The sequence below is a fragment of the Clostridium sp. 16K-1-R1 genome (assembly GCF_023921145.1).
Classification (GTDB): Bacteria; Bacillota; Clostridia; order Clostridiales; family Clostridiaceae; genus Sarcina; species Sarcina perfringens.
In genome coordinates this window covers 35135-58117 of the sequence record NZ_CP046515.1, presented here as the reverse complement: position 1 = coordinate 58117, position 22983 = coordinate 35135, and the positions used below count along the sequence as shown (strand labels likewise).

General features: G+C 27.2%; 26 protein-coding genes and 2 tRNA genes. 5 read left to right on the top strand and 23 right to left on the bottom strand.

The annotated features are described in order from the left end of the window. Positions 1-27 precede the first annotated feature (27 nt). The 18 genes from GOM42_RS00290 to GOM42_RS00210 all read right to left on the bottom strand — a co-directional run bounded on the left by GOM42_RS00290 (position 28) and on the right by GOM42_RS00210 (position 12369). On the bottom strand, positions 28-393 hold the full coding sequence (locus GOM42_RS00290; protein WP_110021341.1) for a DUF2809 domain-containing protein: 366 nt from the start codon (positions 391-393) through the stop codon (positions 28-30). Positions 394-515: 122 nt separating this feature from the next. Then, positions 516-974 (bottom strand): hypothetical protein, encoded by a 459-nt coding sequence (locus tag GOM42_RS00285; RefSeq protein ID WP_003450846.1) that lies wholly within the window; start codon positions 972-974, stop codon positions 516-518. Positions 975-1036: 62 nt separating this feature from the next. Next, positions 1037-1468 carry a nucleoside deaminase gene (locus GOM42_RS00280; RefSeq protein ID WP_110077555.1) on the bottom strand — a complete coding sequence of 144 codons (432 nt, stop codon included), beginning with the start codon at positions 1466-1468 and terminating at the stop codon, positions 1037-1039. 2 nt (positions 1469-1470) lie between these two features. Then, positions 1471-2736 (bottom strand): hemolysin family protein, encoded by a 1266-nt coding sequence (locus tag GOM42_RS00275; protein ID WP_110077554.1) that lies wholly within the window; start codon positions 2734-2736, stop codon positions 1471-1473. A 399-nt stretch (positions 2737-3135) separates the two neighbouring features. After that, positions 3136-3978 carry a hypothetical protein gene (locus GOM42_RS00270; protein WP_110077553.1) on the bottom strand — a complete coding sequence of 281 codons (843 nt, stop codon included), beginning with the start codon at positions 3976-3978 and terminating at the stop codon, positions 3136-3138. Next, positions 3968-5272 (bottom strand): AAA family ATPase, encoded by a 1305-nt coding sequence (locus GOM42_RS00265; RefSeq protein WP_110035204.1) that lies wholly within the window; start codon positions 5270-5272, stop codon positions 3968-3970. The genes GOM42_RS00270 and GOM42_RS00265 overlap by 11 nt, the downstream gene beginning before the upstream one ends. Positions 5273-5584: 312 nt before the next feature. Beyond that, positions 5585-5947 (bottom strand): hypothetical protein, encoded by a 363-nt coding sequence (locus tag GOM42_RS00260; protein WP_110035205.1) that lies wholly within the window; start codon positions 5945-5947, stop codon positions 5585-5587. A gap of 21 nt (positions 5948-5968) precedes the next feature. Further along, positions 5969-6652 carry a sigma-70 family RNA polymerase sigma factor gene (locus GOM42_RS00255; RefSeq protein WP_110035206.1) on the bottom strand — a complete coding sequence of 228 codons (684 nt, stop codon included), beginning with the start codon at positions 6650-6652 and terminating at the stop codon, positions 5969-5971. Further along, the gene (locus GOM42_RS00250) at positions 6645-6929 is read right to left on the bottom strand and encodes a hypothetical protein (RefSeq protein ID WP_110035207.1); all 285 of its coding nucleotides are present in this window, start codon (positions 6927-6929) and stop codon (positions 6645-6647) included. Before GOM42_RS00250 ends, GOM42_RS00255 begins: the two co-directional genes overlap by 8 nt. After that, positions 6916-7137: a hypothetical protein gene (locus GOM42_RS00245; protein ID WP_003474856.1), complete on the bottom strand. Its 222-nt coding sequence runs from the start codon at positions 7135-7137 to the stop codon at positions 6916-6918. Before GOM42_RS00245 ends, GOM42_RS00250 begins: the two co-directional genes overlap by 14 nt. A gap of 103 nt (positions 7138-7240) precedes the next feature. Beyond that, positions 7241-7858, bottom strand: a complete 618-nt coding sequence (locus GOM42_RS00240; RefSeq protein ID WP_110035208.1) for a hypothetical protein — start codon at positions 7856-7858, stop codon at positions 7241-7243. A 5-nt stretch (positions 7859-7863) separates the two neighbouring features. Continuing rightward, entirely contained in the window at positions 7864-7992 is a 129-nt protein-coding gene (locus GOM42_RS15660; protein ID WP_003474869.1) for a hypothetical protein, read from the bottom strand. A gap of 415 nt (positions 7993-8407) precedes the next feature. Then, entirely contained in the window at positions 8408-8551 is a 144-nt protein-coding gene (locus tag GOM42_RS00235) for a hypothetical protein (RefSeq protein ID WP_199221012.1), read from the bottom strand. A gap of 16 nt (positions 8552-8567) precedes the next feature. Then, the gene (locus GOM42_RS00230; RefSeq protein WP_110035209.1) at positions 8568-8993 is read right to left on the bottom strand and encodes a hypothetical protein; all 426 of its coding nucleotides are present in this window, start codon (positions 8991-8993) and stop codon (positions 8568-8570) included. Between the two features lie 414 nt (positions 8994-9407). Further along, positions 9408-10709, bottom strand: a complete 1302-nt coding sequence (locus GOM42_RS00225) for a DnaB-like helicase C-terminal domain-containing protein (RefSeq protein WP_110035210.1) — start codon at positions 10707-10709, stop codon at positions 9408-9410. 15 nt (positions 10710-10724) lie between these two features. After that, positions 10725-11669: a helix-turn-helix domain-containing protein gene (locus tag GOM42_RS00220; RefSeq protein ID WP_110077552.1), complete on the bottom strand. Its 945-nt coding sequence runs from the start codon at positions 11667-11669 to the stop codon at positions 10725-10727. A gap of 128 nt (positions 11670-11797) precedes the next feature. Next, positions 11798-12097, bottom strand: a complete 300-nt coding sequence (locus GOM42_RS00215) for a helix-turn-helix domain-containing protein (protein WP_110035212.1) — start codon at positions 12095-12097, stop codon at positions 11798-11800. Positions 12098-12174: 77 nt separating this feature from the next. Further along, complete coding sequence (locus GOM42_RS00210; RefSeq protein ID WP_110035213.1) at positions 12175-12369, bottom strand: helix-turn-helix transcriptional regulator; 195 nt, start codon at positions 12367-12369, stop codon at positions 12175-12177. A gap of 150 nt (positions 12370-12519) precedes the next feature. Between GOM42_RS00210 and GOM42_RS00205 the strand changes: the two genes are divergently transcribed. The 3 genes from GOM42_RS00205 to GOM42_RS00195 all read left to right on the top strand — a co-directional run bounded on the left by GOM42_RS00205 (position 12520) and on the right by GOM42_RS00195 (position 17218). Then, on the top strand, positions 12520-13080 hold the full coding sequence (locus GOM42_RS00205) for a helix-turn-helix transcriptional regulator (protein ID WP_110035214.1): 561 nt from the start codon (positions 12520-12522) through the stop codon (positions 13078-13080). A gap of 2091 nt (positions 13081-15171) precedes the next feature. After that, the gene (gene dinD, locus GOM42_RS00200) at positions 15172-16011 is read left to right on the top strand and encodes a DNA damage-inducible protein D (RefSeq protein WP_110035215.1); all 840 of its coding nucleotides are present in this window, start codon (positions 15172-15174) and stop codon (positions 16009-16011) included. 100 nt (positions 16012-16111) lie between these two features. Continuing rightward, a complete protein-coding gene (locus GOM42_RS00195; protein WP_110035216.1) occupies positions 16112-17218 on the top strand; it encodes a site-specific integrase in 1107 nt (368 codons plus the stop codon). A 116-nt stretch (positions 17219-17334) separates the two neighbouring features. Here GOM42_RS00195 and GOM42_RS00190 read toward each other — a convergent pair. Next, a tRNA-Arg gene (locus GOM42_RS00190) sits at positions 17335-17409 on the bottom strand. A 54-nt stretch (positions 17410-17463) separates the two neighbouring features. Beyond that, positions 17464-18033, bottom strand: coding sequence for a TetR/AcrR family transcriptional regulator (locus GOM42_RS00185; protein WP_011009579.1), 570 nt, complete (start codon positions 18031-18033; stop codon positions 17464-17466). A 163-nt stretch (positions 18034-18196) separates the two neighbouring features. Between GOM42_RS00185 and GOM42_RS00180 the strand changes: the two genes are divergently transcribed. Next, on the top strand, positions 18197-19081 hold the full coding sequence (locus GOM42_RS00180; RefSeq protein WP_003458234.1) for a phosphatidylserine decarboxylase: 885 nt from the start codon (positions 18197-18199) through the stop codon (positions 19079-19081). Positions 19082-19195: 114 nt separating this feature from the next. Here GOM42_RS00180 and GOM42_RS00175 read toward each other — a convergent pair whose 3' ends face one another. Together GOM42_RS00175 and GOM42_RS00170 are read right to left on the bottom strand one after the other, a co-directional pair. Next, positions 19196-20335 carry a DUF1887 family CARF protein gene (locus GOM42_RS00175; RefSeq protein WP_003458141.1) on the bottom strand — a complete coding sequence of 380 codons (1140 nt, stop codon included), beginning with the start codon at positions 20333-20335 and terminating at the stop codon, positions 19196-19198. 170 nt (positions 20336-20505) lie between these two features. Beyond that, positions 20506-20582 (bottom strand) — tRNA-Arg (locus tag GOM42_RS00170). 189 nt (positions 20583-20771) lie between these two features. On the opposite strand from GOM42_RS00170, the gene GOM42_RS00165 reads away from it, so the two are divergent. Continuing rightward, positions 20772-21647: a DegV family protein gene (locus tag GOM42_RS00165; RefSeq protein WP_003458180.1), complete on the top strand. Its 876-nt coding sequence runs from the start codon at positions 20772-20774 to the stop codon at positions 21645-21647. A 105-nt stretch (positions 21648-21752) separates the two neighbouring features. On the opposite strand, the gene pepT is transcribed toward GOM42_RS00165, so the two are convergent. Further along, the gene (pepT, locus tag GOM42_RS00160) at positions 21753-22973 is read right to left on the bottom strand and encodes a peptidase T (protein ID WP_003458213.1); all 1221 of its coding nucleotides are present in this window, start codon (positions 22971-22973) and stop codon (positions 21753-21755) included. Positions 22974-22983 lie beyond the last annotated feature (10 nt).

The window sequence follows — 22983 nt, the reverse complement described above, 5'->3', positions numbered from 1 at the left end:
CCCAAAACTTGAGCTCACTAAAAATCATTACTCTTTATTGATAACTTCCCAAAAGATTAAAATTAAAGTTCCTACAAAATAGCATATAATATCTTTTACATCAAAGGATGTACCTATGAGTATTGTAAAAAATCTACTATTTTGAAGATGTAATAACTCAACTATTCTAAAGTATTGTAAAACCTCAACTAAAACACCAAATAAAAAAATATATATGGGTAAATTTTTTATTTTTCTTCCAATTATTCCTCTTATAAATGTGTATATAACTATTACAACTAAAACATCACCTATATAAGGTCTAATAAAATTATCATGTACAAATAGTGCAATAAAAACCTCAATAATTAATAAGATTAAAAAGGCAACTAAATATCTTTTATTTATTTTCATAAAAACACTTCTTTCACACTAATTTTTTTAGATAAAATCATATAAAAACATCATAAATTTTTATTAATTATAGCACATAAAGAAAAATCAGTAAGTAAAGCTTTACCTACTGATTAAAAATATTATGAAACCTTTAGTGATCTTATTTTACATTCTTTTTGTAAGTAGTTATCTTTTATATAGTTGAAAACTTCTTTATAGTCCTCTTCACCATATTTTTTAACTAACATAACATTTAAACTTGTACCAAACCATACTCTACAGAAAGAAGGATCTATCATTAATTTTGCCCCTTCTTTACCATTTATTCTTACATTTTCATCTTCTAATAATGTATTAAAGTGATTTATAAGCCCCATCATTATTCTGTCACCCATTTTAGGATCTTCATCAGCTATTGTAACGAAGTAATATGACCAAGCATATAAAAGATTTTCTTCTATAGCTATTCCTGCTACTTTTTCTCCTATAGTTTCATTAAAACATCTATGCATATAGTAAGATAATTTCTTTATATTTTCTTCAAATTTCTTTTCATAGAAATTCATTTCATATCCTACCATCATATCTAATTTGCTCATAATACACCCCCACCAATATTTGTATTCTCAGTATAACATAAAAAGGGTAAGTAAATCATTACTTACCCTCGTCTATCTTTGAAAAATTTTGTTAATATTTTACTACATTTTTCATCATTCTCCCAAACTACTTCAAGAAAATAATTTAGATTATGATTTTGAAGAATATTAACTACAGAACCAGCCGCTCCTGTTGTATCATCAAAGGTACCAATATAAATTTTTGAAAGTCTACTTTGAAGAATAGCTCCAGCACACATAGGACAAGGCTCTAAAGTAACATACATCTCGCAACCATGAAGTCTCCAATTATTTAGTTTATTACAAGCTTCCCTTATGGCAATAATTTCTGCATGAGCTGTTGGATCTTTTAAGGTCTCCTTTAAATTATGAGCCCTTGCAATGATTTCTCCATCCTTTACTATTACAGCTCCTACAGGAACTTCTCCCTTTTCTCTTGCTTTTTCTGCCTCTTCCAAAGCTAAACTAAGCACCCTTAACTCTCCTCTTTTTTTCGTTTATATGTGTAAACTCTAACCTTTTTTACCCTATTTCTATCTAATTCTTCAACAATAACTCTAAAGTCATTAGTTTTTATTTCCTCTCCAACCTTAGGCATTCTTCCTAAATAACCTATTACATATCCTCCAATAGAATCAAATTCCTCAGATTCTATTTCAAATCCTATCATATCGCTTAAGTCAGAAAGTCTTGTGCTACCATCTACTACGAACTCATTTTCTTTGATAACTTCTATATCTTTATCTCTCTCATCGTATTCATCTTCAATATCTCCTACGATTTCTTCTATTAAGTCCTCAATAGTGACAATACCAACTGTTCCACCATATTCATCTAGTACTACTGCTATGTGATTTCTAGTTGTTTTCATCTCTGCAAATAGTTCTGTTATCTTTTTAAATTCAAAGGTTCTAAAAGGTTCTCTCATGTATTCTGTTACATTGAAATTTTCCTCATCACTATCTAAAAGAATTAAATCTTTAACATTTAAAATTCCAACAATATCATCTATTGATTCATTATAAACTGGTATTCTTGAAAATTGTTGTTCTTTTATTACTTTTAATACTTCTTCATAGGTAGCTGTAACATTTACTGCAATGACATTTACCCTTTGAACCATTATATCTTTTACTTGAAGATCTCCAAATTCAAAAACATTGAATATCATTTCTTTTTCTTCAACTTCAAGAACTCCCTCTTCTTCACTTACATCAACCATTGTTTTTAATTCTTCCTCTGTTATAAATGGCTCACTTTTATTTAAATCTCCACCTAATAATCTTACTATTAGGGATGATACTGAAGAAAATAACCAAACAAGAGGTTTGAAAACTGTAACCACTATATTTATTATAGGAGCTACGGCTAAAGAAACCTTCTCTGCATTTTGCTTAGCTAAGGATTTAGGTGTTATTTCTCCAAATATTAATACTAATATTGTCATAACTCCAGTAGCTAAGGCAACTCCACCATCACCAAATATTCTAAACGCAAGTGTTGATGCTAAGGATGATGCACCTATATTAACTATATTATTTCCTATTAAGATTCCACCTAATAATTTATTAGGGTCTTCTAATAATTTTTCTAATAACTTAGCTCCTTTTATCTCTTCATCAACCATATGCCTTACTCTTATTCTGCTTAAAGCCATTAAAGCTGTTTCTGAGGCTGAAAAAAATCCTGATAAAATTATCAAGATAATAAGAAGCACAATTTGAAACGTATATGGGTCCAAATAAACCCCTCCTATTATTCTATATATTTTTCTTCTTTTTTTTATTTTCCTATATAATTATTATATTATACAAAAATTTCATATTAAATAATAATATTTAAAAAACTCCATATAAATATGGAGTTTTTCCTTCACAGTTAAAACCATGGTATCCCCAGTAGGAATATTTCCATACATTTTTATAAATATGTATGCACTTATAAAACATCTATAAACCTACTTAAATACTATATTTGCAAGTGATTAAATATTCCTATAAAATCACTTGTATTTTCTTTTGTGTTTACTAATTGTCCCCTTTTTGTCCCTTTAATATAAAAATTAAATTTATTACACATTTATTAATAAATAGAATATTCTAATTCAAATAATTTATTTAATTATATTTTTATAAATCTTTTATTGATTAAAAAAATATAACTTTTCTTTATCGCCATATTTTTTTAGATTTGTCCACATTTTTGTATTTTTAAAATGCTCTAATGTAAATGAACATCTTAAAAAACTTTGCATTGTATCTATACCATAATCTTTCCCCCTGATTTTGGAACAATATACATTAAGCATATAAACAAAATCATGGCCTCTTGTAATATCCAACAATTCTTCCAAAGTATATTTCTTTTTTCCATATTCATCAATATATTTACTTATAATATTTTTATTTGCTTTCCACAGTTCATTTCCCTTATTTTTAAAATCTACCATTTGAAAAAGTTTTGTTTTACACACAGTATTATCTTCCAACAATATATTATGTATAGGTATTTTATTTATATTAATTTCTAATTTATTTTTAGCATTATATCTTCTTAATAGACTTATATTTATAAGTCTATTAAGAATTTCTTCTCTTAGCTCCTCTTCATTTACTTCTTTAATGTAACATTCACAACATACATTTTTAAAACATTCTATTTCACTATTAATCATCATTTCCATACTAGAAAAATCATAATAAAAAATTCCTTTGGTATCTAATTCATCATCATAGTCTTTGTCTATTATCCCTATAACATTATTCTTTTCTTCAAAAAATTTTTTTATAGATAGCACACCTTCTTTTCCTGTAAATGATTCTTTTAATAATACATCATTTTTTATAAATTTTCTAAGAAATTTATAATCATCCTGTCCTTCTACTATAATTACTTTCTTTGTTTTATTAGCACTTAAAAATAACTTTATCTCTGAAATAATATCTTTCTTAGTTATTGTGCTCCTTATAGAATTATTCCCCATCTATTTCACCCAAATCTATTTGATTTTCCCAATAATTGCTCAATATTTGTGGTGAATGTGTCGCAACTATAACATTTATATTTTTTTTCTCTAAAACTCTCAATACATCACTCATAAATTCTTGTTGCCAACTTATATGAAGAGATATTTCAGGTTCATCTATTAATAATAAACTTTCATTATTAATCTCAAATATTAAGTTATAAAATAACACTATCATTTGTTTTTCACCAGAAGATAACATTGATAACTTAACTTTCTCTCCTTGCATATCTACTATAGACAAACCTTTTTCTTTAGAAATTTTGATATTTTTAAATGCTAATTTAGTATTTATTATATCCATGAACAAATCAAATTTTTCTAACATACCTTCATATACTTGATATTTCTTATCAAAGTCATCAAAATAGATTTTTAATGCCTTTGCGTGTTCTTTTTTAAACTTAATATCTTTTTCAAATTTAACTTCAGAAATATCATATACATTTAGTTTATCAAATTTCTTTCTAATATCTATTATTTTTGATTTGTATTCATTTTCTGTTAAACCAACATTTGTTGCAAATAATCTTACTGGATAACTACTATCTATTATATTAGCTTCTTTTGAATATTTTTGAGATAAATCACTGATTATACTTTTTATTTTTCTAGGTATATTATCTATTACTTCTGTTGTTCTATTTATTTTAGAGCCAACATATCTCGTATGTCTTTTTTTATAATCAACATCATTATATTCCATATCATTACTTAATTTTTTTATTAGTCTTTGCTCTTTTATAAAATAAACTTCCTCTGCATTGTCATAAAGTATTTTTATACCACTAACAACATTAATATCATTATCTATAATACTATTAAATTCAAAACTATCTACATTAAAATATTTGTTTATTAAAGTTTTAAAATATTCATTTCCATATTCCTTTTCTCTTTCTAATATTCTCTTTTCAATGTATCTTCTATTATTAATAGTTATACCATCAAATTCTTTATTAAATAAATTTTCTAATATAACACTAATATTTTCTTCATTTATAATTAATTCATTTTTCACTTTTTTTAATTTTACTTTTTCTTCATTATTTTTAAAATTCAAAGTAATTTCTTCAAAATTTATATCATAAAAATAACTCAGATTAACTTTATTTACAGCCTCTAAAATTTTTAATATAGTTGATTTTCCATATCCATTAGGACCTGTTATAATTATTAATTTGTTATTCTCTAAATTAATATTATAATCAAATATATTAAATAATTTTTTTATTTCAATACTCTTTAACACAACTAACCTCCTAAAATATTTCTTATTTTATTATAATATCCAATTAAAACTATGTACAGAAATTTAAATATATACTATATATTCTAATTATATAAATCAAATCTAATCATTACTTTATTTATATAGCTCTTTATACTTCTAAAATCTTTTAAGTTCTCTACACTATTTAGTTACAATCATCTCATAACCAATACATTCAATTTGAGCTTTCATAGTTTTATAATTGCTTAATAATTTTTTAATATTTTCTCTTTGTTCCTTAGTCATAAATCCTCCTAAATAATAAAAGCACTTACACTATACGTAAATGCTTTAAATTTTATATTCTATATTGTTCTTTTCATAGTAATTAATTAGTAGTTGCTCTACCTCTTCCATGGAATAAACCTTCTTATTTTTATCTCTAAATACATGACCTAAATTAACATAGAACTTGAATACAGTATATAAATCAACCTTAATAATTACTGGTTTCTTAATCTTCCTTATGCTCTTATCAGTTTTCTTACATTGGACTAAACCTAAATCTTTTTCTATATCAACTATAAGCTTATAATGGTCAAGATCACTTTTAATAAACTTACGTAGATTCTTTTCTTTTATGAAGAGGTCTTTTTTAGTTAATCCCATTTGCTCGGCTCTTTTTAACATCTCATTTCTTAATTCATCACTCATAATGCATACTCCTATTAATTACTAAATACTTATACCATAATCTAAATTTCTTAATACTCTCATAAAGGTTATATCTTCTGAATATCTTCTTTGATATTGGTTTCTAAACCATTGACTACCTCTTAACTTTCTTATAGCTCTTGCCTTTGTATTTTTTATATCACTTGAAGATGTTTCAAATATATCAGATATTTGTTCTATGCTTAACTCTTCAGTATCCCACCCATAATATAGCTTTAATATTTCTCTTTCATTAAGAGTGTTATACTTGTCCATAACCTCCTCTAATTCAAGCCTTAATTCACTTAGATATAATTCCTCTTCTCTATCCTTTATCTCATCACTATTGCTCTCTATACTATTTATTAGTTCATCTTGATTCTCTTCACTTACTGGTGTATTAAGACTTATTTCCTCATTAGTATTGTATGTAGTAATAAATCTATGTATTTTTTGATAGATCCAATAAAAAGCATATGTAATAAACTTAGTTTTCTTTATATATTCAATATCATATTTACTACAAGCTAATATAAATCCTATTCTCCCCTCCTGGAGCAAATCATCAAACTCAATAGAACTCGTTTTATCTGAATAGAATTTACTGGCTATTTTGTATATTAACTTATCATTATTTTCTAAAAGCTCATCTAAAGCTCTTTTATCTCCTTGCTGATATAATACAACAAGCTCCTCATTAGTCATTGCTCTCACCCTCATGTATTATTGGATATGGTTTATCTATTCTATTTAAAAATAATAAGTCTTTTATTTTATAATTACTAAAATCATATACCTGTAAATTAGTATTTTCTATTGATTCTATCTTTTCAAAATCAGTATCACCACAAAGAAATAACATTTTTTCCTTAGCCTTAAATATTCCATCTGATGTTTTAATAATAAAACTAGGAAATAACTTACCTTTATTTTTCTTTTTTAATATTTTTTCTATCTTTAATAATCTCTTATTTATCATCATTTATATAGCTCTCCAACTCTTGTATTTTCTTCTCTAGCTCATCAGCTCTTATACTATTTAATATCGAATTACATGAATAAATTATAGTATTAGCTTTCTTAGAATCTATTTCATTGTTTACTATCATATTAGTTATTTTGGCTAATGTTTTTCTTATATCTTTTGGTGAGTTCAATCTTAATCTTATTTTTTTATTTTCATCACCCATAGGGGTACCCCCTTCCTTTCACTCTTGTAATTTCAATGCTTACATTACATTTTTAAGTGCCAAATAATATATAAAAAGAGGTATTTAACCTCTCTTTAACATATTATTGATTACTCATTTCTTCCCAACTAATAATACTTAGATCATCTCTTAATCTGTTTTCTATAAAATTAATCATTCCATTAAATACTAAGTTCATATCATTTTGTATTTGATATTGGCTTATATAGTTATCAATATTATTCTTTAAATCATTTAAAGATTTTTTGATATATTCCCTATTGTCCTTTGGAATTAAAATTAATAAATCAACTCTCTCTGAATTTATCAATTTTCTTATAGTTGCCAAAGCGTTATAATCATCTTTGTAAACCTCAATTATATTTTTAAAGTCCTCTGAATCTGTTATAACTCCTTTTTCTATCATGCTTATAGTATTAGCAAGTCCAACTTGATACCCTGTATCTGATAATCTTCCACTACTATTAGCCTTCCATTTCTTCTGTAAATCTTCTATAGCTCCATTTATTAAATTCATTACATTATCATGAATATTAATTACCTTTGGTGTAAATTGCTCTACTATCTCATTTATTCTTTTTTCCTTGCCTTGTGGTGTTAATTCGCTATTTTTATTTACTTCAAGTATGCTTTCATACACATTATTTTGACTATCCTTATAACTTTTAATTAAACTTAATAATTGACTTTTCTTACTCATTTTCATTACTTCCTTTCTTCTTTACAAACTTTATTTTCCCAATAAGTAGTATTATATTTTTTCACTTTATCCTTGTTCTTTTTACGCCATGCTCTTAAATATGCGTTTCTTTCTTCTCTTGCTTTATCATTCACCCTCAATGCTCCTCTCTGTTTTTTAATCAACAAAAAAGCCACGAGAACAACACCAGTATTCATATACTGATTAATTGTTTCCCGTGGCTATATAACACGCCTTCCACCTTATAGGTAGGGTACTTAAAATATTCTTTTTCTTAATCTAATTATACCATTTTTCCTTATTTAAAACAATAAAAAAGGCTAGTTAATACTAACCTTTAGGTGTTTGATAATGTAAGTTTCTATAAATTGCAATCTAAAACTAATTTAATTAATACTAGAATACTTTCATTACCAGTAGACAAAAATTACAGTAATGTAAATAGATTTTAAACTAAAATAAATTTATATTCAATACTTTATTAAAATAATAAGGCTCGACTTAATGTCGAACCCCTTAATATTAGGTTACGCCCTTTTTGGTAGTAACCTACTCTATATAAATATATATTCTCTTATAAAGTCCTTTTCTATAAGGCTTACTAATCTTCTTTATCTTAACCCCAGTTGATAAAGCTTTAATGATCTGCTCTCTTTCCTCAACTGTTTGATAGCTTATAATTATCTTACTCATTTGATACCCTCTTAATCTATGCTCTATATTCATTAATTCCTATTAAATTCTCTAAAAGTGCTAACACTCTAACTTGTCCAATAGCATTTAGCTTTTTAAATCCCCCTACAATCTTATCTTCGATATTACCTATTAATTCAATTTTCTTCTTGCACTCATTCTCTAATGCTTTATTTCTGTAATATTTAAGTTTCAAATCTATTCTCCATAAACCTCCAAGTGTTTTCTTAGTTGCTCCTAAAGGATTATCCCAAACCTTACTTACGTACTTTATAGCCTCTTCAAAACCAACTTTATCTATCCAATTTTTGTTTATTACTATATCAAAACTTTTAAAAGAACTATCAGCATGAAGAGTAATATAAAACTTCTTGCTATCCCCTTGAAAATCTAATGTTTCAAAATAAAAATTAAATCCGTTTATTGTTCTAACTATATTCACTTTTTAAATTCCTCCAATATTTCTTATGTTTACCTCTTGATTTATTGGAGCTAACATGATACCTTGAAATTGCGAGTTTCTAGGGTATCATGTTAACCCTTAAGGCTAATGTATGTATCTTTACATTAGTCTTTTTTTATATCATCTATGTTTCTTATAGTGTTTTTATCCACTTATTCACCTCATAGAAGAGGTTTGTCTATTATTTAATGTGGACATAGGTTAAATTTTCATAAGTGCTTATACGAGCCATTATCCTCCTTGAAATATGTAAACTAAAATCTATTTATTATTGCCTTTTCCACTCATTAAAACGCCAACTAATATTTTTGTCTTCTTATCTGATTTTTCATAGAGTATGGCAATTAGTTTAATTCTTTCTTTTAACTCCATATCTCGCACTCCTATATTTAATTATTTCCCGAACTTTTCAGTTAATCTTTGAGTTGGTAAATTGTAATCAAACTTAACTACTCCAGTTCTACCATTTCTACACTTAGCAAAATTAATTTCTAAAACATCATCTTTTATATCTTCATTGTTTTCTCTCGCTTTGTAATATCCATCTCTATAAAGTAATCCAATAACATCTGCGTCCTCTTCAATAGAACCTGTGTCCCTTAAATCACTTAGAAGAGGTCTTTTATCTGACCTTTGCTCTGTAGCTCTTGAAAGCTGACACAATCCAATCATAGCAACATTTAGCTCCTTAGCCATTGCTTTTAATGAGTTTGATATAAAACTAGCTTGTTCGTATTTAGTACCCTTAGAAGTTGATTTTATCTTTCCTATGTGATCTATTATTATTACATCTAATCCATGCTTTAATTGAACCTCTTTAGCAACTAATCTTATTTCATTTATTGTTATTGATGAAGGTTCATAGATAAATATATTTTTCTTTCTAAACAACCTATCCATTACATTAGTTATTGATTTTAATTGATTATCACTAAACTTACCTCTTGCTATAACACCATTTTCAATATTGGTATTCATTGATAATACTCTCTGTCCCATTCCTTCAATACTCATATCTAATTGGATATAAAGTACATTTGCTTGTATGTTTTCTAATAATGCAAGTGAAAAGGCTGTCTTTCCCATGCTTGGTCTAGCTCCAAAAACTATAAAGTCTTTTCTATCTAATCCATTAGTAACATTGTCTATCATTCTTATGCCTGTACCTATTCCAGCAAAGCCCTTTTTACTAACATAAGCTTTCTCAATCTTTTCAAAAGTCCTCTCCATAGCCTCACCTATTGTATAAATCTTATCCTTTCTATTGGATTGATTAACTTCTAAAAGCTTATTTTGTAAGTAATCTACTTTACTATTAACATTACCCTCACTACTAATAACTCTCTGACAAGCCATTACGAGCTCTCTCTCACGACTTTTTTCTTTAACTATATTTACATGACTTGATAGTGTTCCATAGTCTACATGGCTTGTTTTTTCTGCTATATCTGTAAGTGTTATTGCTCCATTCTTAACCTCATTACTTAACTTCTCTGATAGTACAACTACATCAAATTGTATTCCCTTACTATAAAGGCTACACATAGCTCTATAAATCATTTGATTCTTGCTATTATAAAAGTCCTTATCTTCTAATTCTCCTATAACCTTAAGTATATATTTATTGTTAGCCGTAACAGTTCCTAAGATAGCCTCTTCTGATTCTAAGGAATATAATAATTGTTTATTCTCCATGTTTATTGCTCCTTCCTAATAATCAAAGTTACTTGTATTATTTTTTAACTTTGGTTCTTCTTTTGATTTAGTAGTAATATCTTCTTGATAATTACAATCTAAATAATCCATATATCTCCCATTAAAGAATGTTGAACCATGTAATATAAATTCTTTTGACTTATTATCTTTCTTTATTTCTTCAACGTATCTCTCAATACATCTGACTATTTGTTCTTTTCCATATTCTTTTAATAATTTAGGTATTTTCTTAATAGCACTTGCTTTACCTTTCTTTAGAGGATATAAACTCCATATTTCCTCTATATCTTGATTACTATTATCTTTACTTTTAGATTTCAAATTCTTATCTAACTCCTTTAATAAATCTAACTTACTAATGTCTTTATCTTTAAGTTTTTCTAATTCTTCTTTTATAAGTTCTTTAGGATATTTACTATTTATTTTATTTATTAAATCTTTTTCTACTTCTTTAGTATTAAGTTCATTTTCTAATGAACTATATATATTTTTATGTTCTTTTTCTGTTTCTTTTATGTTAGTACCCTCATTTTGTGGGTAATCATTACCTACATTTTGTGGGATATTATCACCCTCATTTTGTAGGTTACCTACATTTTGTGGGTTACTGTCATTTTGTAGGTAATCTTTTAATATTAATGCTATGTTTAATTTATAATAATTTCTTCTTTTAATAGTCTGTTTTGTAAAAAAATTCTTTTCTCTCAAAGTTTTTAATGCCTCGATTACTTCTCTATCACTTTTATAAAACCATTCATTCTGAATAGTCTTTATAGTAGGATTACATATACCTGTTTTCCAGTTGTTATGTCTTATTAAAGAAATCAAAACCATTTTCTCAACTCTGTTTATTTCTATCGGTGTTTTATTGTCCATTATAGCGTTAAAATAATCAAACCTATTGTTTTTAAATTCATTTAACACCTCCTTATCCGCCACTCTAAGCACCTCCTTTTATCTTAAGCAAATATACCTCTAAATATATTTAAGTCTTTCCAGTTAGGCTCCTTGCCAGTTTCTCTACATAGCTCTAAATACTTCTTAAATAATTTAAAGCTCATATTAAATCACTTCCTTACTCCATTAGTTAGCATTAACTCAATATTAGTTATGTTGCCTTTGATAGCACCTAAAACAAATTCATAATGCTTTACTTTACTTTCTAGCTCCTTAATATAAATCTCTTTCTTAAGCTCTTCTTCATTGGTTGTAATACCTAAATATCTATCTACCTCTTTACTGTCTACACTCCACTCTTTACCTACTTTCTTAGCTTTAATAATTCCTTTTCTACATAGTTCTCTAGTATATGGGACTGTAGCTCCTATTCTTTTAGATACCTCTTCAATCTTTAGTATGTTACTCACTTCTCTCCCTCCTCTATTCTTCAAGCTCTTTTAAAACTTGAAGAAGTGCTTTTAAATATTCCTCCATAGTTTCCTTCTTATTCTTCATCTGAAAAGAATAGCTCTTGGACTGTTGTGTCTAGTGTTTTTGCTATCTTTTTTATAATTCCAAACCTAATTCCATCAATATCACCTTTTTCAAGTTTAACTATTGTATTTCTTGAAACGCCTGACTCTTTTGATAAATCTTCTTGTGTCCAACCTTTAGCAATTCTTTTAAGTTTTATTTCCATATACTCACCTCTTTTTGCACACAAACGTATGCAATAAATTATATTTTTATTATATGCACACATTTGTGTGAAGTCAATACCTTTTTAAAGTTTTTTTGTTTACATTCGTGTGTAAATATTTTATTATATATCTATATAAGGAGTGATTTTATGAATATAGGTGATAGAATTAAATTCTATAGAAAAGAAAAAAAGTTAAATCAAACCGAATTAGCAAATAAAAGTGGAATTTCAAGAAATGCTCTTTCAAATTATGAGTTAAATAAAAGAAAGCCAACTATTGAAGTTCTAAAAAAAATAGCTAACGCACTGGAAATTAATATCGCTTATTTAGTTGAAGAAAATCTTAGAAACGAAATTATTGATAGACTAAAAAATGACTCAAGTTCTGATTCTGTAATATCTCTACTTGAAGAGCGTTTTAGTAAGATTGGCAACTATGATAGACAATTTGCAACTTACTTTTATGAAAAGTTTCTAGATATATTTAAACCAATGGTAAACCAGTATGACTTTATACAGAGAATAGATGATGTACACTCTATTAAAATTGAGTTTGATGAAAATCTTGCAAATACTTTTGCTAATGCTATGTTTAAACAGTTCCTTGAAAAGGATCTATTAATTATCGAGAAAGACCCTGATAACCCTCTTAACTTAATTGTTGAATTTAAAGATATTGAGGACAACTCTTTAAATGATTCAAAATAAACTATTCCTAACTATATAGGAATTTCCCATTTGAAGTGAGGAGAGGAAAACAGAACCTTTCTAAGAATTGAGTTAGAAAAGTGAATCGCTGCTATCGATTGAGTTTTAACAAATTCTGAAATTCGGAAGTCGTTTAAACCGACATCTGAATTTTAAATGTCTTTATTGAACCTATAGAGATTTAAGGTTTCACAATGAAACTTTGGAAGTCAATTAAATTAACATCTAACTTAAAGAGCTTACCAAATGAGATTAGAGAACCTATTTTAAAAGTCCTAAATAAGGACATTTGAAATCTATTTTATAACTGGTATCTTAAATAAAGAAACCATGAACAAAATAAAAGCCCCTTTATAATAAAGGAGCTTTACTTAAGACATACAGGATATAAAAGACTTCTATATTAGTCTTCAAATATATTATATCAATAATGCTTAATAAAGTTAATAGAGAAAAGGGAATTTATACTTATCACTTTAAAACCGATAGTATCTGTTTATAGTTAGTTATTCTTACTAAATAACGGTGGTTTTAAATCACTGTTATTTTAAACTTAGTATAGGTCGTTAAACACGACCGTTATAATTCGTGGTCAATTTAATTGACTTCGGAATTTAATTTCCGAAAAATTTAAAGGTTCTTTAGAAGAACCCTAATATATTTCTAAGTGCTTTGAAGAAACTTAGAGATTTCTAAATCCTTTAGAGTGATTTAGAACTTTAAGTAGTGCTTAAAAGTCAGCATACCCATTTGTGGGTTCGTCCTAAGTACGAAGGTTAGCCGAAAGTTTGGCTCACCTCTTCCCACTTTAAATGGGAATAATATTTTAACTAAGCTCATTTTGTAGCTTAGTATTTTCGCACACTTTTGTGAGAACGTATTTTGCGTTTTCTCAACTTGTTGGGAATGTAATTTATTAGATAATAGCTATTTACGATTATTTATCTTGATAGTGCGAATTTTGCACTTTCCCCCACTTATGGGTGAATTAATTGGATAATGGGAATTTTCCTGTTCTTTTCATAGGTAGAGAATTATTTTGGCAGCTCAATTTTGAGTTTTCCTATTTATTATGAATTAATATCTCTAGCCAGTCCATTTTTGGATTGGGCAAACTAAATAAATATAATTTACCTGGTAAAAGCTTAGTACAAATTTCGTACCTACCTCTGATTTATTAAAAGTTATATTTTAAGAATTGCTGACTTTTCAGCATACCTCTTCACCAGTAACTTTTAAATTAATAAGGTTAAGAACATTAATCCTATCCATGAAGCATTAAGCACTTTATCATATAGGAACGCTGAACGCAATTTTGCGTTTAGTAAAACTTCCTCATAGCATTAAACACTTTATATTATAGAAATTATTAGAAGGCTTATGAGGTAAGCCGAAAACTCGGCTGACCTATTTATATAGCAAATTTAATAAAAGCCGTCGTGTTTCACGACCCCTTTATAGGAATTTCTATTTTTGAATCTCTTTTTATGGGTGCCGAAAGTGCCGAATACCTAAATGAATAACACTCATTTTAAATCCTAAACGTAGTCATTCAATGACCATGTTTTAAACTCAGTTGTTATCACCAACTAACTTTTTGACTTAATCACTCGTACTAATAATACGAGCGTTATATATTTATTAATCCTATAGTCATTAATATTGTCTTTTGAACTCCTTTTTAGTGAATCAGAAAAGTCAGATAACCATTTTTAGGGTGTTCAAAAAGTTAAATTAATAATCTTAGTCAATAAAAACAACTGACTTTTATAGCTGCTACAAAGAATAGCTGCATTAGCTTACCCGATATTATCGGTTAACCTAAAGGAAGTAATTTTATCTCTCTTTTTAGGGCCTCGCAAAACTCGCAATAGTCCTTTTTAAGGACTGTAAAAACTGTAGATACTAAACTCTATATATTGCTTAAATCCCTTTTTAGGGACTCCAAAAACTCCGAATACTTAAGTGTTGGTCATTCAATGACTAACTTTTAATATTACTTATAGTGTTTAAATTAAATGCCACTACACAAATTTAAATCCATGGTCATTTTAATTGACCTAAAAATTTTTAAAAATGGGAGGAAAATATATGAAAGAAATAACCAACTATAATACTTTAATCTTTGAAGATATAAAACATATAAATGAATATGGACAAGAATTTTGGTATGGAAGAGATTTATTAGAGGTTCTTCAATATTCTAAATGGGAAAATTTCAAGAAAGTAATAGAAAAAGCTAAAGAAGCATGCAACAATAGCGATTTCTTTATTTCTGACCATTTTGCCGACGTCAGGAAAATGGTCCTATTAGGATCTGGAGCAAAAAGAGAAATTGAAGATATAAAATTATCAAGATATGCTTGTTATCTTATAGTTCAAAATGCAGACGCTAGAAAAAAAGTAGTTGCTTTAGGACAAACCTATTTTGCAGTACAAACTAGAAAACAAGAAATAGAAGAAAACTTTGAAGATCTTTCAGAATGTAAGAAAAGACTAGCCATAAGAAATGAATTAAAAGAACATAATAAGAATTTAGTAGATACTGCTAGGATATCCGGTGTAGAAACTAACCTTGATTATGCTATATTTCAAAACAATGGATATATGGGCTTATATGGAGGGTTAAATGCTAGAGATATTCATACAAAAAAAGGATTAAAGAAAAGCCAAAAAATACTTGATCATATGGGAAGTACAGAACTTGCTGCGAACTTATTCCGTGCAACTCAAACTGAAGAGAAACTAAGAAGAGAAAAAATTAGAGGAAAAGAAAAAGCAAATCAAGCTCATTATGAAGTTGGTAAAAAGGTTAGACAAACAATAAGAGATTTAGGTGGTACTATGCCTGAAGACCTTCCAACACCTAAAAAGAGTATAAAACAACTAGAAAAAGAAGAGGCTAAAAAATTAAAAGCTAAAAATAAATAATATAAGTTTAGATAGCTGAATTAACTTTTACCATTATTCAGCTATCTATTCTGCCATAAGTGGTAGAAAATAAATTATCAATATCAAGGAGGGAAATATCATGGCAAGTTATAATCAAATATCAAAAGGTAATTGGCAAGTTGTTATTTCCTTAGGCAATGATCCAGTTACTAAAAAAAGAATAAGAGTTAAAAAACAAGGTTTTAAAACTAAAAAAGAGGCTGAAAAGTTTGTTAATGAATATAGTTCTAAGGTTGATAATGGCTTTTTATTACCTAAATCAAAAGATATATTCCTTAAGGATTTTATCCTAGATTGGTTCTATAACCATAAAGTATTATCAATAGGTATAAATACTAGGAATAACTATTTAAGTCGCATAGAAACCTATATAATACCTCTTCTAGGCAACTATAAATTAACTGAACTAGATACGCTTACTATACAGAACTTTTATAATCATTTACTTACTAAAGATAACCCTTTAAAGCCTTCATCAGCTAAGAAAGTAATAGAGGCTCTTAGCAACTGTTTAAAGTATGCTAAAAAACTTAAATTAATAACTTACTTACCTACAGATATAGAGAAAGTTAATATAGAAAAACCTAAAATAGAATTTTGGAGTAAGCAGCAGCTTGATTTTTTCCTTAATGAAATCAAAGATACTTATTTATACTTTCCAGTTTTAATATGTGCTTTAACTGGTGTAAGAGTTGGAGAACTATGTGGTTTAAAATGGTGTGATGTTGATTTTGGAAGAGGTTATCTAAATATAACTAGACAAGTGATTGCTGACAAATCTACTAATACATTAGTATGTACTGAAAATTTAAAGACTACTAAGAGTGATAGAACTATATCTATTCCAAAGGTATTATTAAGAGAATTTGAAAAGAATCTAAAGGATCCTAACGAATTTATAGTTTTAAGTAGAGAAAATGAAATGTGTAATCCTAGAAATATATCAATGGACTTTACTAAGAAGGTAAACAAGTATAAAGATAAACTACCTCAAATATCAATACATGGCTTAAGACATACTCATGCTACTTTATTAATATTAAATGGTGAGAATATAAAAATAGTTTCTGATAGACTAGGACACAATGATATTACTACTACTTTAAATACCTATACTCATATCATGGAAGAAATGAAAGATAATACGGCTGAATTACTTGATAATTTATTCATAAATACTGCTTAAATATACATTTATTTCACTTAAAAATACCTCAAATAAACTTTTTGTCCCCTAATTGTCCCTTTTTAAGCATAAAAAAAGACTTAATCTAAGTAATTAAGCCATTTCTATTTAATAAGTGGTATCCCCAGTAGGAATCGAACCTACATTTATCCCTTAGGAGGGGATTGTTCTATCCATTGAACTATGGAGACTTATTTGAATTTTATAATAATTTTAACTCTTTAACTAATATATGTCAACAAAGCTTATTTTATAACTATACCATCTAAGATGTTAATTGTAATCTCATCTATAACTTTATTAACATTAAACTCTTTATCTCTACTTAATTCATATAGGGATGTTGATATAAGACTTCCAAATAAACTGTGAGCTAGTAAGGAAATATCACACTCTCTTATTTGTTTTTTGGAAATAGCTTCTTTTAGTATTCTCTCTATTCCTTCAATATACTCAGTTATTTTATTTCTTAGTTCATCCTGCCTAGTTTCTTTTCCCCAAAGCTGACTCATTACCATTTTAAAAAATGCTCTATTTTCATATAATAATTCAAATTGCATTTTAAAAAGTTTTTTTAATTTTTCTATAGGCTCATCTTCTAAATTTTCTATATCAGTTAATTTTTCATGCCAAATTTCTAAGCCTTTACTAATTACAAAATTAAAAATTTCCTCTTTACTTTTAAAATTATAATAAAGTGTTCCCTTAGCAACATTAGCTTTAGATGCAATTTCATCTACAGTTGATCCATTATAACCTGAAGTAGCAAAAACGTTTATAGCTGCTTCAAAAATAGCTTTCTTAGTTCTATTCATACTACCAACTCCAACACTTATTCTTAAAACAATTTAATCATATACCACTTATTTTATTTAATCAATAATATAAATTTGTAATTTCTTGTTTACAAGTTGAATTTATATATATAATAATATAATATATGTATTTAACATAATTTTTAAAGGGAGATTATAATTTATGATAAAAATTTATAACAGGAAAACAAAAGCTTATGATGTTGAGCAAGTAGCTGGTCTTAAATATATAAATTGGTCTTATGCATCTCCTATAGGAAAAAGCTTCTTAGAATTATTTATTAAAAAGAAGATGTTCTCAAAACTTTACGGAAATTTTTGCGATTCTTCTTTAAGTAAGAAAAAAATTAAAGCCTTTATTGATGAGTTTAATATTGATATGTCTCTTTGCAATAAAAATATAGATGAATTTGAAAACTTTAATGATTTCTTTGCAAGGACTCTAACTCCTGAAGCTAGACCTATTGATTATAGTGAGAATATTTTAATTTCTCCTGGAGATGGCAGATTATCTGCATTTGAAAATATAGATCTTGATAAAGTTGTTCAGATAAAAGGATATACATATTCTTTAAAAGAATTAATAGATGATCCTAAAGTAGCTGAAGAATTTGAAGGTGGAACTTGTCTTATACTAAGATTATGCCCAACTGACTATCATAGATTTCACTTCGTAGATAGTGGAACTTGTAGTGAAAGCAAGAAAATTTCAGGTTTTTATTATTCAGTTAATCCTATAGCTCTTAATAATGTATCTGAACTTTTCTGCAAGAACAAAAGAGAATGGTCTATTTTTAACTCTGATAATTTTGGTGAAATTCTTCATGTAGAAGTTGGTGCTACTTGTGTTGGTACAATACTTCAAACATATTCTCCTGAAAAGAGAGTAAAAAAAGGAGAGGAAAAAGGATATTTTAAGTTTGGTGGTTCAACTACTATCTTATTCTTTAAGAAAGATACTATAAAAATAGATAGTGATATAGTTGAACAAACTAAATTAGGTTTTGAAACTAAAGTTAATATGGGTGAAACTATTGGTCATAAATAGTTAAAAAGGAGCTTAATTATGTTAATAATTAAGCTCCTTTTTTATAAAATAAGATTATAGGAGAATTTAAATTTATTTTCTCCCTATTTTCTTTATTTATCCCAAATAAAAATTTTATTTTATTATTTTTTCTAATTCTTCTTTAAATGATTTTTTATTGCCATCAAAAACAACTAAGTTTATTCCCATCTCTTTAGCTCTTTTTGAAATAGATGATTTAATTGGAGGGTGTGTTGCTACTAATATTTTTATTACATTTTCTCCTCCTAATTGCTCAGAATAAACATTTAATTCATTTAAGGCAACTTCATCATATTTTTTTGAATCCTTACAAGAAACACAAATAAGCACTGAATCCTTTATGGCAACAACATCTAGCTCATTTTTAACTCTAGATTCTTTATCATTCCAAAGAAATAATAAACCACTTTTTATATCATCAATGCTTTTTATTTCCTCAATAATATTTTTTGTTAAAACTTCAAGCCATGTTCCACTTTTAAAAATAAATCCCTTTATAAATTCATTTTGGAATGTAACTTTTAAGCATTGATCTAATTCTTTTACTTTTATTTGGCCATTTTTCTCTAAAAAGTTAAGTATTTTATCAAGAAGCATAACTTCTTCTCTGCTCAATAATTCCTTATCTATTTTTATGCTCCTAGGATTTGATTCATCATGGATAAAAGCAGAATTATCACTTAACCTTATTTTATACTTTTTCCAAAGATCTAAATTATCAGCTATATAGTTAGTCATAGTCTCTATAATATTTATCTCTGAAATTTCTGTTGAATCCACAACAATAGAAGCCCCTATACTGTCTATGATGTCTTCTACATCCAAATCTACGAAATTACACTTTTCACATTGTACACTTTCTAAATTTAACTTTAAAAGTTCCTCTTTAGGTATATCAAGGAAGAATCCATCTATATTATGTTTTAATGCTAGGGTATACATTATTAAAATATCTTTTTTATCCCCTTGATTTAAACATATAGCTGTATTTTTACTTTTCATTCTCTTTATAATTTCTTCTATGGATGAAATAGTATCCTTCCCTAATTTTTCATCACTAAAATTGCAATTAGGAAATTTATTCAAATAAAACTGTCTCAATGAATTTAAAACCTTTAATTCTTCATCCTTTTTATATAGATAAATTATCTCTTTAGGCTTTAACTTTTCTGCTAATAAAATACTTGATTCATTATGTTCATCTAAAATCGTAATTATAAAATCATAATTCATATTATCACCTTTAGCATATTATTTTATCTTATTTATAAGATAATCGGACTAAAATTCTTGATGAATTAAGCTCATTTTATAATTATTTTCACCTAAGTAAATTTTTTTATTCCATATTAAAATTATATACATATAAATAAAAAAGCTTGTAACTTAAAGTTACAAGCTTATGGTGCGGCGAAGAGGATTCGAACCCCCGACCAATCGGTTCGTAGCCGACTACTCTATCCAGCTGAGCTACCACCGCATATTAACAGACTTATAATATCATATATTCATTAATAAATCAAGATATTACATATTCTTCCCAAAACTTAAATTATTATTAAATATACTATTTATGGCTCATTCTTGTATTATATACCCTAGATATTTTTTACATTAAATATTATACTTATTTAGAATAACTCTATTAAGAAAAGGAGGAAAATTTATTTTGAAAAAATTTGTTATATTTACTGATTCGGCAGCTGATCTGCCAAAAAGCATGGTAAAAGATTTAGATATTAATTATTTAGGACTTATATGTAATATTAATAATACAGAATATATTGATAATATTGATAGCGAATTAACTCCAAAAGCTTTCTATAATAAATTAAGAGAAGGTATCATGCCATCAACAAGCCAAGTAAACTCATTTAGATTTGTTGAAGCCTTTGAAGAATATGTTAAACAAGGGATCTCTATTTTATACTTAGCATTTTCATCAGCTCTAAGCGGAACATATAATAGTTCACTTATTGCTAGAGAGGAATTATTAGAAAAATATCCTGATGCTGATATAAAGATAGTAGATACTAGAGCTGCATGCCTAGGTCAAGGATTACTAGTTTATTATGCTGCTCAAATGAAAAAGGATGGAAAATCTATAGATGAAATCTACTCTTGGGTAGAAGAAAACAAAAATAGGTTATGTCATTACTTTACAGTAGATAGCTTAGATCATTTAAAAAGAGGGGGAAGAATTTCGTCTACAGCAGCGGCTATTGGTAGCTTATTAAGTATAAAGCCAATGCTATATGTAAATGATGCAGGTGAACTTCATAACTTTGCTAAGGCTAAGGGAAGAAAAAAATCTTTAAAAATGTTATTCCAAGAGCTTGAAAAACGTATTGTAAACCCTAATGAGCAAACAATTTTTATCGCTCATAGTGATTGTATTGAAGATGCAGAGACTTTAGCAGAAATGATTAGAGAAAAATATACTGTAAAAGACATACTTATAGATTATATAGGAATAGTTATAGGTTCTCACACAGGTATAGGAACATTAGCTGTCTTCTTTTTAGGGGATACAAAAGAACCTTAATAAAGTAAGTTTATTATAAATTATTAAAATAAATAAAAAATTAAAACCTATAAATATATTTTGATTAATTATCTAAATATATTTATAGGTTTATTTTATTTAATCTTATTTTTCAGCATAAATTTTTATTATGTTTAGTATTACTTCAACAGCTTTTTCCATTGAATTTATTGATATATATTCATATCTTCCATGGAAGTTTTCTCCACCAGTAAATAGATTTGGTGTTGGTAGTCCCATAAATGATAATCTTGCCCCATCAGTACCTCCTCTTATAGGATTTTTGATTGGCTCAATTCCACATTGTTTCATTGCTTTTTCAGCAGTTTCTACAATATGCATTCTAGGTTCTATCATTTCCTTCATGTTCATGTATTGATCTTTTAAAGTTACTGTAACAGTACCTTCTCCATACTTTTTATTTAACTCTTTAGCTATTTCATTAAATCTTTCTTTTCTATTTTTAAAGCCTTCTTTATCAAAATCTCTTATTATAAATGATAATGAAGTTTTTTCTACTTCACCTTGTATATCTAATAAGAATGAGAAACCTTCATATCCTTCTGTTTTTTCTGGAACTTCATCTAAAGGAAGCATAGAAACAAATTCATGAGCAACTAAAATAGAGTTAATCATTTTTCCTTTAGCACTTCCTGGGTGAACATTTTTACCTATTATTTGAACCTTAGCACTTGCAGCATTAAAGTTTTCATATTCTAATTCACCTATTCTTCCACCATCTAATGTGTAAGCAAAATCTGCTCCAAAGCCTTCAACATCAAAGTGATCTGCTCCTTCTCCGATTTCTTCATCTGGAGTAAATCCTATTTTAATATCACCATGTTTTATTTCTGGATGATTTATTAAATATTCAATAGCTGTTACTATTTCTGCTACCCCCGCCTTATCATCAGCGCCTAAAAGAGTAGTTCCATCAGTAGTTATTAAAGTTTGACCTTTATACATTGGAAGTTCTGGTGAAAAACTTGGTGATAATGTATATCCATTTCCAAGTTCAATATCTTTACCATCATAATTTTCAACAATTTTAGGATTAACATTTTTTCCACTCATATCTGGTGCAGTATCCATATGTGAAATAAATCCTATTTTCGGAATATCCTTATCACAATTACTCTTTAAACAAGCATATACATATCCTTTATCACTTATTCTTACTTCATCTACTCCGATTTCCTTTAATTCCTCTGCAAGGATTTTCCCTAATTCTAATTGACCTTTTGTACTAGGAGTAACCCTTGTTGTCTCATCTGATTTAGTATCTACTTTTACATATTCTAAAAACCTTTCATGAACTTTCTTCATGCTCAACACC

Excerpts from the sequence above, each read along its gene's own strand:
- GOM42_RS00290 (WP_110021341.1), bottom strand. The coding sequence starts at position 393 with ATGAAAATAAATAAAAGATATTTAGTTGCCTTTTTAATCTTATTAATT.
- GOM42_RS00225 (WP_110035210.1), bottom strand. The coding sequence starts at position 10,709 with ATGGAGAATAAACAATTATTATATTCCTTAGAATCAGAAGAGGCTATC.
- pepT (WP_003458213.1), bottom strand. The coding sequence starts at position 22,973 with ATGAAGAAAGTTCATGAAAGGTTTTTAGAATATGTAAAAGTAGATACT.
- GOM42_RS00195 (WP_110035216.1), top strand. The coding sequence starts at position 16,112 with ATGGCAAGTTATAATCAAATATCAAAAGGTAATTGGCAAGTTGTTATT.
- GOM42_RS00185 (WP_011009579.1), bottom strand. The coding sequence starts at position 18,033 with ATGAATAGAACTAAGAAAGCTATTTTTGAAGCAGCTATAAACGTTTTT.
- GOM42_RS00255 (WP_110035206.1), bottom strand. The coding sequence starts at position 6,652 with ATGACTAATGAGGAGCTTGTTGTATTATATCAGCAAGGAGATAAAAGA.
- GOM42_RS00240 (WP_110035208.1), bottom strand. The coding sequence starts at position 7,858 with ATGAGTAAGAAAAGTCAATTATTAAGTTTAATTAAAAGTTATAAGGAT.
- GOM42_RS00175 (WP_003458141.1), bottom strand. The coding sequence starts at position 20,335 with ATGAATTATGATTTTATAATTACGATTTTAGATGAACATAATGAATCA.
- GOM42_RS00235 (WP_199221012.1), bottom strand. The coding sequence starts at position 8,551 with ATGAGTAAGATAATTATAAGCTATCAAACAGTTGAGGAAAGAGAGCAG.
- dinD (WP_110035215.1), top strand. The coding sequence starts at position 15,172 with ATGAAAGAAATAACCAACTATAATACTTTAATCTTTGAAGATATAAAA.
- GOM42_RS00285 (WP_003450846.1), bottom strand. The coding sequence starts at position 974 with ATGAGCAAATTAGATATGATGGTAGGATATGAAATGAATTTCTATGAA.
- GOM42_RS00210 (WP_110035213.1), bottom strand. The coding sequence starts at position 12,369 with ATGGAAATAAAACTTAAAAGAATTGCTAAAGGTTGGACACAAGAAGAT.
- GOM42_RS00260 (WP_110035205.1), bottom strand. The coding sequence starts at position 5,947 with ATGAGTGATGAATTAAGAAATGAGATGTTAAAAAGAGCCGAGCAAATG.
- GOM42_RS00180 (WP_003458234.1), top strand. The coding sequence starts at position 18,197 with ATGATAAAAATTTATAACAGGAAAACAAAAGCTTATGATGTTGAGCAA.
- GOM42_RS00250 (WP_110035207.1), bottom strand. The coding sequence starts at position 6,929 with ATGATGATAAATAAGAGATTATTAAAGATAGAAAAAATATTAAAAAAG.
- GOM42_RS00245 (WP_003474856.1), bottom strand. The coding sequence starts at position 7,137 with ATGGGTGATGAAAATAAAAAAATAAGATTAAGATTGAACTCACCAAAA.
- GOM42_RS00270 (WP_110077553.1), bottom strand. The coding sequence starts at position 3,978 with ATGGGGAATAATTCTATAAGGAGCACAATAACTAAGAAAGATATTATT.
- GOM42_RS00205 (WP_110035214.1), top strand. The coding sequence starts at position 12,520 with ATGAATATAGGTGATAGAATTAAATTCTATAGAAAAGAAAAAAAGTTA.